This is a genomic window from Bacteroides sp. MSSM.1001136sp1_RTP21357st2_D2_RTP21359_211015 (genome assembly GCF_040913205.1).
GTDB lineage: Bacteria > Bacteroidota > Bacteroidia > Bacteroidales > Bacteroidaceae > Bacteroides > Bacteroides ovatus.
In genome coordinates, this window is sequence record NZ_JBDFVF010000018.1 from 85,651 (window position 1) to 99,150 (window position 13,500).

Annotated in this window: 5 protein-coding genes; all 5 read right to left on the reverse strand. The window is 39.7% G+C overall.

Annotated elements, in window-relative coordinates; translation table 11 throughout:
* Nucleotides 1-140 precede the first annotated feature (140 nt).
* Nucleotides 141-3,296: a glycosyl hydrolase gene (locus AB5217_RS12995; RefSeq protein WP_032854330.1), complete on the reverse strand. Its 3,156-nt coding sequence runs from the start codon at nt 3,294-3,296 to the stop codon at nt 141-143.
* Nucleotides 3,297-4,236: 940 nt separating this feature from the next.
* Nucleotides 4,237-6,912, reverse strand: coding sequence for an alpha-L-rhamnosidase (locus tag AB5217_RS13000; protein ID WP_032847467.1), 2,676 nt, complete (start codon nt 6,910-6,912; stop codon nt 4,237-4,239).
* Between the two features lie 9 nt (nt 6,913-6,921).
* Complete coding sequence (locus AB5217_RS13005) at nt 6,922-8,328, reverse strand: SGNH/GDSL hydrolase family protein (protein WP_050486436.1); 1,407 nt, start codon at nt 8,326-8,328, stop codon at nt 6,922-6,924.
* A gap of 45 nt (nt 8,329-8,373) precedes the next feature.
* Nucleotides 8,374-11,109: a glycoside hydrolase family 2 protein gene (locus AB5217_RS13010; protein WP_032847471.1), complete on the reverse strand. Its 2,736-nt coding sequence runs from the start codon at nt 11,107-11,109 to the stop codon at nt 8,374-8,376.
* 48 nt (nt 11,110-11,157) lie between these two features.
* Nucleotides 11,158-13,497, reverse strand: a complete 2,340-nt coding sequence (locus tag AB5217_RS13015) for a GH92 family glycosyl hydrolase (protein ID WP_032847474.1) — start codon at nt 13,495-13,497, stop codon at nt 11,158-11,160.
* Nucleotides 13,498-13,500: the final 3 nt, after the last annotated feature.

Here is a 13,500-nt window from a genome sequence, read left to right on the forward strand (position 1 = left end):
ACACCACTAAACAGAATTACTTTTTTTTGTGGTATACAATATCACTTTGTTAAATATGCACTTCAGAACGTTTTTGAAAAACTATACTTATACAAAGAACGGTTATGAATGAAAATGCCACTACAAGGATAAAAAACAATTCATTCGGGTTTAACTATTTTATAATCAAAAGCCTGAATTTCTACAGGTCCAAGCAGCCCCGAAGACTGTAATGAAGAATCAGCTTTCCAAGGATTAATAGTCGTCCACGTCAGACGTTGGTCTTCAGGAAAACGTTGATCGCCGATTAGACGATTTTGCCAATTATTGACGACTGTTATCTCTAATTTATTCTCACCTTCCTTTAAATAGCCTGTCACATTCAAACGATATGGGAACGTCCATACCCCACCTACATATTGTCCGTTCAGTGTCACTTTTGCCATCACCATTACATTACCCAAATCAATATACAAGTTCTTCTGCGGAAGTTTTTCTAATGTGAAAGTAGTTTCATAAACAGCCTGGCCAGAGAAGTATTTAATACTGTCATTCTCTGAATTCATCCAATCTTTCAATTGAGACCAGACTACCGGTGTTTCCGGTCCACGCTTACCTGCTTCAAACGTGATCCTCCAAGGGGTATTTATCTTACAAACTGTTACTTTCTGCGGAAAATTATCTTTCGTTTCTGTTAGCTTGTTATTCTTACGAAAAACGATAAAGGCACTTTCATTTCCTTCCAACTCAACCGGTAAAGATATATAGCCTTCTTTACTTTTAAAATCCGGTAAATAACGGATCTCTCCCGTAACAGGATTCCAAAGTTCTGGGGAGAATTCCTGCGACACACGAAATTCTCCGTTAAAAACCACTCTCTCATTATGCTGATTGGACACAAAATAAATTTCCGCATCCGGTAGAGTTCGATGTATAAACAAAACTGGCATATCCTTTCCACATCTAAAATCAGGATGTATATTCAGTGCATCCAACACATCTTGTAAAACAATGCCTCGTTGAAATACCCTTCCTTTTCCATAATGATCGTTAGCAAACAATTCTGTACCAATACGTGATACCTCCTTGTCTACTTCAGGATAACCGGACAGACTCGGAGAATATTCAGGAGCCTCACCATAAACAGCCAAACCATCGTGTACCAATTCACTAATCCTTCCCAGTACTTCGGGACGCATTGATTTTTGATTTGGCAATACTAGTAAACGGTACTTCATTCCATCAGGCAGGGTTAAATGACCATCCTTTACAACAGCCCTCGTTAAAAATACCTCGGCATTAATGAAGTCAAACGAATACCCTTTTGGTAGTTGAGGGTCTATCGAGCCGGTCATTTTGGGAGTATCTTCACCGATGAAATAAGCAACATCCGCCACATAAGTACCTTGCTGTAAAAGGAAGTTCGACCTCCGCAGATAGTCTGTAAATAAATCCATCTGACTAAACCAAGTATTTTTCCGATTGAAATCACTTCCAAACCAAGCACTCATACCAGGATTGCGATCCTCATACGGTTGATGAATATACAGATGAAGCAATGATGCATTGATACCTTCTGTGAAGAAACGATCTATCCGCGCTTTCATATTGGCCGGATAATTCGTGAAATTAGGTCCTCCACTGGTACAAGACTCCGCCCAAATACGCTTTTTACCGTAGATATGTCCACAAGAGGAAGCACAACGATTCTCAATTAGCCCCAAATCACCAAAGTTCCAAAATTCACCACTAATCTCATCAGATTGACCGCCATATTGCAAGAACTCTCCCGGAAATCCCCAATGCCCATAATTTTCCAACCAAGTTGTGAGTCCATGTTGATGGCAAATATCCCTCAAACCACCTACATAATCGTATGAAACTCCATCTGCAATCAGACGGCGCAAGTCCCAAAGGAAACGAGAAGACATATCTTCATTCCCTACTACTTTACCATACAGAGTAGGCAGATAAGGAAGCGGATCATATCCATAAGCTTTTATGAAACGTTCCAGCATATCATCCGTCCAATTTTGGCTACCCGTCTCGTAGCTGTCTTGCACTACTATTTTCAGGCTTTTACGATCAGCTTCAGGGATACGACGAAGAATTTCACCCATATAAGCATCAAAATGTGTGTTGACATGTTGCTTACTCATTTTATCCACTTCAAGTCCGGTTGCTTCAGGTGTGGCAGGTGTATTTGTCACACCTGTCGTTTTCATTTTCAGGCAAGAAATAATCCAGTCACCTTCCGGTACATTCCACGTCAGCGTTCCGTCTGAAGAAAGAGAGGCAGTTAAATCGATCACCTTATTCTGTGGTATCACAAAGCCTTCCGAGTCGTTATACCAATCTTGATTAGCCCACATATACGAATCCCATTTTGGATCGGGACGTTGATACATCTTTGCCAGAGATTGTTCCGGATATCGTTCTATCATTTTTGCGGCAGAAAGAGTGGCCGTGGCTTCTACATCCCCATAAGAATTAATCGGCTTATCCAGCAATAAACGAAAGTCCGCAGATTTCGTAGCAGGAAGTGAGAGAACGACCGGAGCATTGGTAAAAAAGCCAACAGAAGGCATACCATTGGTACGGTCTATCTCAAACTTCCGGATCGTTTTATAGGCATCACCGACTTTAGCTTGCAATTCCGCTTTGGTCCATACATAATTGTTTGTTGTAAAAGTAAAACTGCGAATAGGCTGTGGTTCATCAAGGTGCATTTCAAAAACTACGGGTTCATATCCTTTCTGTTGCAGTTTCCATTCTTTTTTAAACACATCACTTTGTGTAGGATAAGCTATAACACGGACCAATTGCATCGAATCCGAATATTCAGGTATCGTATATGAAAGTGTTCGCGGACCTTTCACCATCGTATCGGTGGCTGCCAGATAACGCATACTCTGTTCCGGCTTCACCCACGGTCCTCCCGACTGACTCCATCCGGGACTATTAAACATTCCTATTTCCATATCCAGTTCTGTCGCAGTTTTCAGTGCTGCATGTACAGCATCCCACCATTCAGGCGCAAATATCTTCACATTTCCATAAGCATTTCCTCCTATATCAATATTTCCTATGTAAGCACGAGTAATCCCTGCCTTTTTCATAGCATACAGATCTTTAACCACTCCCTCTTCTGAAATATTATCTGAAATCCAATACCAATAACATCCCACTCGGATACTATCGGGAATTTCCCGGAAGCCTTTTTCAATAGTTACTATAGAAGGCACATCTTTTACATTCGAGCACGCTGATAAAAAGCAAATCAAAGCACACGTAATCATTACTAAAACATTTTTCATGATATCATATTTTTCATTTTAGTCAAACGAAATTCCCAGCAACTCCTCCGGTCAACTTACAAAAAGATAATGTATAAACCGGAGAAATATTGTGGAAATGCAAACACCAATCCTAACTTTTTACCTATATCTATTGAACTTTATCCTATGAACGCTTGAAATTTGGGAAACCACTAAAAAAGAATCATATAAAAATAATAATCAAGGCGATTAACTTCAAGTCAATTCACAAGACAATTTTCCTAAAGTTAATTTTGTTTCTGCACAGATTTAAATTAAATGATAATTTAGTTTATTACGGTACGTTTTTAAATGTATCAATAAAAAATTCAGCAGTCTCTAGAGAAGATTTTTAAATTTCATTTCTCATATTCTCATAGGTGACTGATAAACAACAAATAGTCAAATAAATAGCTTATGAGAAATACTTTCTAAGACGGCATTTCTCATAATACACCTTCTATTTTAGCTTAAAATTCACCTTATTCTCATAGTATTTCAGAGTATTTCTCATAGTTAAATACTATACTTCTCCTTTTTTCTGGTTGAAGATAAACTGTAGTTCCGATTGTCCCATATATTATGGGAAAATGTTCCCTAATATTATGAGAATTTATTCCCACAAAATAAGAGAATCTTTTCCCTGTTAATAGGGAATACCTTCCCACAATATATGGGACAAGAAGAATATGTACTTCCCTGATAATCGTTGACTAGTTGCTTCTTTATTCTTGTATAGGTTGATTGGAAAAACACTATGAGAAATGAATCTAACAAGTATGAGAAACAAGGTAAAATACGGGGTATTTGACGGAAAAACTATGAGAAATGCCGTCTTAGAAATCATTTCTCATAGTCTATTCTATTAGTTTTCTGCTATTTATGATTAATGAATGAGAATATGAGAAATGAAAATCATAAATACACTCTAGTAGGGTATCTATTTCAAATTAAATAGAAAATCATAATGCCCTGCTTCTACATCAACAGTCTGCTCCTTAACGCTCACTTTCTTCTTATTCTTTTTACATGAGACAGCATTATTAGGGATGCAAACTGTAGCCATTGTTCCGGCAGGAACTGTCAATTGAAGATTCAACTGATTATCATCTTTCAACTTCCAATTAACAACAATTGTGCCATAAGGTGATTCTTTCGTTACTTTTGCCCAGGTCACACCGTTTGGAATTTGAGGATCGACATAGAAGTGACGATATCCAGGTTTAGCCTCGTCAAGACGTATTCCTCCTACAGCCTGATAAAACCAAGTACCAATTCCATTGTAACAATTGTGCACACGACTTCGTTCTCCGCTCCAATATTCCCAAGTCGCTGTCGCACCATGGTCAATCATATACAGATAACCGGGATAATCACGTTTCTTCATCATTTGATAGAAGAAATCCACTTGTTTATTCCGAACAGCCCATTCTGTCAAAATAGGCACTCCAACCAGACCAACAGCAATATGTCCTTTGTGTTTTTCTTCGGTCATCGTAACGACATTCTCTTTCACTTTATTGTACAAAGAATCGGGTACAACACCTACCAACATAGGATAGCACATATCCAACTGTGAGCCGGTAGAATAGATCCCTTCATCCACACGGTAGAATGTCTGATGAATCAACTTATTGAGTTTTTCTCTACGGATAGCAAACTCTTCCGCCTCTTCTTTTTTGCCTAATGTTAAGGCTGTCTTATACATAGTGCCCAAGCATTCGCTGATAAAACAGTTACTTACCAAATCCACAGAAGCCTGATTACCAGCATCTACCCCCATAGGTGCCAGCCAATCTCCCAAATACCAGTCACGGTATTTGGTATCGGGCCAACGTTTCAGCAAACCATCTACTGTATACTTATCAACATACTTAAACCACTCTTTCATTTGAGAATAATATTTCTCAATCAAGCGGGGATCATTATAGTTGACATACGTTCTCCAGGGAGCCTGTACAAAGAATCCGCACCAATACGGACCACCGCCACCGGCACCCGGATTAGGACCAACATGCGGCAAACTTCCTCCTTCACGCATGGAGTCTCCCCATGTTTGCACCCAGTTTTCAAATGTTGGAGCTACATCGTACATCGTTTGCAAAGACATCGTTGAGGAGTTTCCATCACCACCATATCCTGCACGTTCCAAATGCGGACAGTCTACCATATATCCACTAAAAGTCAGACATTTCATCGTATACTGAATCATTTGGTGAATAGCATTCAAGTCGGTATCCGAACATTCAAAAGTTGCGGTCTGTTTATAATCTCCATAAATTTGCATAGATTTCATTGCACCTGTTTCCGGTTTCTGAGGAAGATTGGATATTCGCACATATCGAAAAGCGTGATGATTGAATTTATTTCTGAAGTATTCTCCTTGCTTACCACCAGATATATAAATATCACTTTCACCTTGCTTGTCAAATTCACCGTCTTTCGTCAAATTATCACTATATTCCATAATAACTTCATGACCTGCCGGCAATATAGGCATTTGCATCTCAAACCATCCGGTCTGAACCTTTCCCATATCTACCAGCCAGAGACCTTCAGCCAGCTTCTTTACAGAAACAGCCGGCAAAATCTGATGTATCTTGTTTACCTCACACATTTGAGGGGAAGCGATATGATCGGGAACATTCACTTTCACAACAGGAATCCATTCCATTTTGTCTAAAGCCTGTGTTGAAAGATCTCGCGGAAGAATCCTTCCATCCACCCTCTCACCTCCAAACTGCAAAGCACGCCAAGTACCTGTATCCGAATAGCCACTTTCACGTCCGTACCATGATCCGTCTGTCTTCGTTACGACTTCCCATTTACCATTTCTCAACACATCCAATTCTGCTTTTACCAGCGGACCTTCATAAGCAGCTCCGAAAGTCGTCGTTTTATACCAACCTTGTCCCAGCCAGATAAGCAAATCATTTTCTCCTTCTCGTAAATAAGGAGTAATATCATAAGTAACAATCAATGAACGTTTAGATAAATGTGATACAGCAGGCGTAAGGACATCTTCTCCTACCTTTTTCCCATTGACATAAATTTCGTGATACCCCAACGTGTTTACATGCAGGAAAGAAGTCTCCCTTTGAGTCAGCTTCACTTTTTTGCGAAGAATAGGAGCACAAATCTTACCACCTTCAGCAGAAGCCCCAATATATTCTCTCTGCATCTGTGATTTATTTAAGATACCAACCCCAAAACGAGCAACAGGACTCCATGAAGAAATTTGTTTTTTAGCATCCCAAACGCGTACCCGCCAATAACACAAAGAACGAGAAGTTAAAGTCTTCCCTCGATAAGGCACCATAACAGAAACATCGGATTTCAATTTCCCAGTATTCCATAAATCAGCTTTATCCTGTGCCAACAGAATACTATCCGAAGCTACCTGTATCTCATAATAAGTTTGCCCGCCTTTCCAGCCGTCCCCCTTTAACTTCCAACTGAAGTGAGGGGTCACATTATCAATCCCCAAAGGATTAATAAGATTTTCACATTTCAACTCTGACAAATAAAAAGTAGATGTTTTCTTACTTCCATACACTATCACAGACAGCCAACAGAAACAACAAACTAAACATAATAACCGTTTCATACTATTCATTTTCTATTATTATTCAACTCTTGCCAGCCTCACTTTATGAGTGACAGGTTTATTGATTTTATAAATTGTTTCAACAAGATTCTTCATATAATTGCTCCAAACCTCCCGTATTTCGGGATTCATCGCTTTTATATACCAATCGTAGCTCATCCTAAGAAACCCGTCTTTAGGTAAATATTCTTTTAGTTTATCGATAGCTTTCTGATCATCAGCAAACAATAATCCTTCCTTTTTCAAGAATGAATATTCGGTCCACAAGTATTCTCTGAAGCGTTTCTCCACTTCAAACCGTTCTTCATTCAGATACATGATTTTCGCAGCTTGTTGATATTGGGGAGTATTCGGGTAATCTGCCAAATTCACTCCATTCGCCAACTTTTCGGATGAGAGATTGTCAATAAACTGATTGTCTATAGTTAACCGATACATTCCTTTCTCTAAGTTTGTTACCTGAAAACGTTCCTGATTAAACTCTTCCATAAATGGAACCAACCGCATTGCATCGCGTTGTGACCTTTTATTTCCCCAGCCACTTCTAGAAATAGAATCCAGCGGATAAGGAAGAGCATACGCCAGATAATCAAAAGTCAGATCAGTTCCGTTCTTTTTCAGTTTTGAAATCTTACAGTTCTTATGAGTTATTACAGATGAATGATATGCATCAATAGATACTGATGACACTTCATCCCCAGCCAGTCCCTGTGCTTTCAGAAACAAATAGGCCATAACCATCTGTCCATCATTATCCGGATGAATTCTATCTATCCTGCAGAATGTAAATGTAGAATCTGCCTCCTGCTCTTTTCTGCTTATCTCACGCATCGGTTGGTTAAAATCAACAAAACCCCAGCCATTCTTTTTAGCCGATGTACGTTGGGCATCTATTATTTTTAAAATAGCGTTATTCTTATTACGCAATATAAAATTATTAAACTTGGAAGTCTCATCATAAGGAGAACCACCAATCAATACTTTCTTTATTTTATTTTTAGCCAGTAAGCGTTCTTCTATTTCCCGATAGCTTTCCAATGACTTTGCAATCCGTTGTTCCGACAGTTCTTTTGCATTGTCTTTCATGTAAATATCATAACCGGTATCGTTCATACCGAAAGTTAGAGTCACATAAGTTGGTTTCCTGTTGAAAACATCATAGTCCAAACGATCCTTCATATCCCACGCACTCTCTCCACCAATTCCGGCATTCATGATAGTAATCGGTTTATCCGGGAAACGAGTCATGTAATACAACCAGATAAATGAATGATAATGTCCGCCGTGAGTAATGCTGTTTCCTACAAATACGACACGTTCCCCTTCTTCAAACCGGGGTATTGTTGTTTGTGCCTGTAAGTAATCGCAATTTATATAAACTAAAGATAACAACAAGAGTATCCTCATTTTTAGTCTATTAGCCATTTTCTTTATTCTTTTAATCAAACCATAAAGATAACCGTACAACAATCAATCTGCTATATCCAGCTTATTCTTCTCTGCTTTCCCATACTGTTTCACCAATACACTTACGCCTCCTTTCAACAGTTCGGGAGTCGCCTCCATAGTGATAACCTTTTCTTCGCCCGGCATCAACGTCACATAATTATCGGACATAATAATTGGAAGTATTCTTTTCTGCGTAGCCTTATTAACAAGCCTCACCCGATTAGCAAAAGCCACAGTCCCGGAATTGTTCTTTACAGCAATCTTCATCTTTCCGTCAGACATCGATTTATCCACCAATCGGCAAGACAAATCGGCCTCTGGAAGTGTATTCAGCAATGTATAATCAAGATCATTCACGCCATTCCGCCAATAGAAGTTTTCAGAGATTAGATTACCTTTGGCATCTATCAGTTCCAACTTGATAAAATGAAGCGGAGTCAGTTCTTCGATCTCTTCTTCTATCTCCTTTGGTTTCTCATCATCAATTTCGAAAGGGTTAAAATTCAAGGAAAATGCTTCTGCAATATTGCTGGCTGCCACATCGACCTGCTTTGTCTGTCCGTAGGCCGGTACTTCTTTTCCATTCAGGTCATAAATTATAGCTTTAGCTACTGCGCCTTTCAAGTCTTTTGCTGTAGTATTTATTACTTTTATATTGTTATTGGAAGCATTCCATTGGATATGTAAAGGTTCACAAGCCTTTTTTGCTCCCCAATAAGCACCTGTAGGATCGTAATAATAGTCATAAGTCTGCCATACAAACGAGGGATAAGCCGGATGGCTCATCCAGATCAGAAGTCCGGCTGCATCATTCCACATCTTATCGTTCCAAGCCTCATACATACCTTTCATCACTTCGATATTCAGCATTTGCGCTTTCTCGCAGAATTCTTCCAATCCGGATGATTCTCCGTACTGTGTGTTCACTGAATTCTTATAATTAACCGGGTTGGCATTAGACGCTTCCTTACCGAAGAAATGTTTGTTCCATACATTGTCATCATCATTCTTCAACTGCTCATCAGTAGGCAGAGGCCACCAGTCTTTTTGCGGGATAAACTCTTTGATACTTTCAAATGTGGGGAAAGTGGCCGTTCCTATTTCTGTACGCATACCGTAACCGTGATCAATACCGTATGGATAAGCCGGTGTATTAAATGCCAGATTACTGCCTGAAGTTTCAAAATGGTGTCTTGGAGGTTGATTTCCCCACCAACCACTTCCGGACAATCCATCCTGATTGGAGCAAGACTTATACATACGGTCATTATTGTCCTCCTTCGCAATCATTTCACGCAGGTAATTATCCAAATCAGGTGCCGGGTGCGTTTCATTAGCTCCACACCAAATAGCAATAGAAGGATGGTTTCTGAGGCGTCTGACTTTATCAAGGGCATTCGCTTTAAATGCTTCCGGTTGCGCCACGTCATTGTATGCTACATATAACCAGAAATCATTCCATACCATAATTCCATATTTATCACAATAATCATAAAACTCATCATCTGTAACACAACCAGTCCATAGACGGATCATATTGTAATTCATCTCCTTATGAAGTCTGATTTTCGTTTCATATTCTTTGCCCTGGCAGCGAAGCAGATATTCGCTCATTCCCCAGTTTCCCCCTTTCAGATAAATCTTCTGTCCATTGATAAAGAATGTAAGAACAGGATATCCCACTACATTATCGACCATTTTATACTCATACTTCTTGATACCGAATGTCATTTCTTTTACATCCGACACTTTTCCATCTACAGAACAAGTCAGCTTGCAAGTATAGAGATTGGGATCACCATAACCATTCGGCCACCAAAGCCTCGGATGATCAACAACCAATTGCGCTATATCATCTTTGTTAATAGATAGTCTGGCTGTTGTTCCTCCTTCTACCCGAATGTCTTTAGAGAAAGAAATATTCCCCGGCTGAATCACTCCGGATACAACGACTTCTTTGGGGGAAGAAGAAGCATTTCTAATATCTGTTGAGACAGAAAGCTCTGCTTTCTGCAAGGTCGGTAACTCTGAACGTACCCAAGGATCTTCCATCACTACATCTCCCGTTACCACAAGATAAGCATTGCCTGTGATACCAGCCAGACGTCCCGGAACGTATGGCATCCAGTCCCAACCGGCACCAGCCAGATAACTGGGGCTACACGCAACTCCATACGGGTCTTTAGCCTTACGCGTCTTTTTCTGATCGGCATCGGTAATCAGAACAGCTATCACATTCTTACCGGATTTCTTTATCAAATTGGTTACATCAAACTTCGAACGTAACATGTGACCGCTTACATCTTTAGTAGATGTTTTTGTTCCTGATATCTTCTCGCCATTAAAATAGAAATCGGCAAAGCGGTTCGTATTGTCGAAATGAAGCCATACCCGCTTCCCCTCCGAATAAGAAGACGGGAGTTCGAATTCCGTACGATACCAGAAAGGACGGTTATAAAACGTTTCGTCTACTTTATAAATATTATCGGCATAATTAGGATCAGGAACGATTCCTGCTTCAACATAAGCAGTAAAAACAGTTCCAGGAACCACACCTTTAACGTAATCGGACATTTTAAATTCCGGAGTAGAAATCTGCTCTCCGGTTATGTTCTCTAAATCTGCCTGGGGTTTCACTTCCCAGATAATCCGAGGATTAGAGCTGTTCAAAGACATCCATGTACTCTGCTCTGCACACCCTGTCTGGATTAGAGCTAATATAACCGATACAATGATAAGCCCAAGTTTATTCATCATACTATCAAGATTTTAAAGTAACAATTTGTTTTAGAGTATGTTATTCAATCAAAGTCCCCACTCAACATTAGGTTTATCACCCATAAACAGCTCCAATGTACCTCCGGCTGCAATGTCCGCAAAATCAAGATAACATTTATTGTATTCCTGACCGTTCAACAAAGCTTTTTGTATATAGACGTTATTTATGCTGTTATTATGAGCTATCACCGTGAATTTCTTACCAGTATAATAACTGGGATCAAGATTGAACTCTACCTTATCAAAAACCGGACTTGTAATCTCCATACGTGTATTTCCCGGACAGGAAGGATGAATACCGGAAGCAGCCAACACATACCACGCTGACATCTGACCTACATCTTCATTGCCAACAATCCCTTCAACTTTGTTTGCATAAGCCTTTTCACATGTATAGCGTGTCCATTTTTGAGTATACCAGGGAACTTCAAGCTGATTGAACAAAAAAGGAACGAAGTGCACAGGTTCATTCGCATGGTTATAATATTCATTCCACAGCATATTAGAAGGAGTTTTATTAAAGAAATCTGTTAAATCCGCAATAACTTTCTCCTTACCACCCATCAAGTTCACCATTCCCGGAACATCGTGAGGTACAAACCAACCTTGCTGATAAGAGTTTGCTTCTATACACCCATACCATTCTTTAAGACGTGCATTCTCCGGCCATTCTACCCATGCACCATCTGCTTTACGGGGACGGAACCATCCCTTTTCTTTATCAAAAATAGAATGATATGCCTGTCCCTTTTCATAGAAACATTTGGCATCGTCTTCTTTCCCCATAGCTTTCGCTAATTGAGATATACACCAATCAGTATAAGCATACTCCAAAGTTGTTGAAATACTCAATGGTTCCGGAGCATACCCCAATGAATCATTACCAAAACGACGGGATGTGTTAATGGCATAACGATACGCTTTCTCTACATCATACGTACGAATCCCTTTGATATACGCATCTGCCAAAACAGACAAAGCAGGATTTCCCAACATACAGCCGGAATAGGAATTCAGCAATTCCCAACGTTCATAGTATTCGCGCCCACTCTGATCTGCCATAGTAATCAATGAGTTCAGTTCATCACTTACTAAACGCGGATTAATTATAGTCTGCAAAGGAAACTGACTACGAAATACATCCCATCCACTGAATATAGTACGTTTTGTAAAAGTGCTGTCAGCCGTATGTATTTTATAATCACCGCCTACATAACGTCCGTCTACATCTGTATAGATACGAGGATCAATCATCGTATGATACATGGCAGTATAGAATATCGTTTTTTCATCATCCGTACCACCGGATATCCGGACACGATTAAGTTCTTTATTCCACAATTCAGTAGCTTCCTGCTTTACTTGTCCAAAATTTTTAGAGGCTATTTCTTGTTCAAAGTTATTTGCAGCACCCTCCATATCAACAAAAGAGATACCAACTTTCATCTCTACAGTCTCTCCCTCCTTCGTTGGAAATTCAGTAAAAAAGCCCAGATGTTTACCCGTCAGTTCTTTCTTGTCTTTTATAACCGGAGCTTGTGATACACGAGTCAAATAAGGAATACTCACTACTTCATCACGTTTCCGAACCCAATGCTCGGGAATATCTGCACTCCAAAAGCCATAATTAGTCAAAGGTTTACTAAATTGTGCATAATAATAAACAGTATAATCGGCTTTTCCTTCACCATTACCCCATCCACCACCATCAGGTGTGCACTTCATCCATCCTTGAATGGTGTAATCATCTACAACTTTAATATACTGCGAAGTAGATGTTCCCCCTACTCTACGAGCTAAATCAATCTGAATACGCGATTGGTCACTAGAAGGATAAGTAAAATGTAAAATTCCACAGTGCGGTGTCGCGCTACTTTCTACTTTGATATGATAATCAGTCAATTCTACCGAATAATATCCGGCCTTAGCCGTTTCAGTGGCTTTGTTATAAACCGAACGATATCCTTTTATACTATCATTATTCTCTTTACCTGCCACTTTATATAATTCACCAGTTGTAGGCATCACAAGAAAATTGCCCAAATCACCAAACCATCCCACACCACTCATCTGGGTAAAGGCAAATCCTTCGATTGTCTTATGTTCATCACTGTATCCGGAACCATTATCACCTCCCGTTATTGTATTAGGACTAACCTGTACCATACCATACGGAGTCGTAGCTCCGGGAAAAGTTTTACCTAATCCGTGATAAACACCGGCAGCCCCTACACTAGTACTGGCACCAATAAACGGGTTTACATAATCAGTCGGAACCAAATCTTCCGATACGGTATTGGTTGATGAGCAACCCGTCATCCAACACAAAAAGCAAACAATTAAAAGATTAGCAGTCGCTTTATACATAAC

What these genes read in the sequence shown, in the direction of transcription:
- AB5217_RS13005 (WP_050486436.1), bottom strand. Translation starts at nt 8,328, where the DNA reads ATGGCTAATAGACTAAAAATGAGGATACTCTTGTTGTTATCTTTAGTT.
- AB5217_RS13000 (WP_032847467.1), bottom strand. Translation starts at nt 6,912, where the DNA reads ATGAATAGTATGAAACGGTTATTATGTTTAGTTTGTTGTTTCTGTTGG.
- AB5217_RS13015 (WP_032847474.1), bottom strand. Translation starts at nt 13,497, where the DNA reads ATGTATAAAGCGACTGCTAATCTTTTAATTGTTTGCTTTTTGTGTTGG.
- AB5217_RS12995 (WP_032854330.1), bottom strand. Translation starts at nt 3,296, where the DNA reads ATGAAAAATGTTTTAGTAATGATTACGTGTGCTTTGATTTGCTTTTTA.
- AB5217_RS13010 (WP_032847471.1), bottom strand. Translation starts at nt 11,109, where the DNA reads ATGATGAATAAACTTGGGCTTATCATTGTATCGGTTATATTAGCTCTA.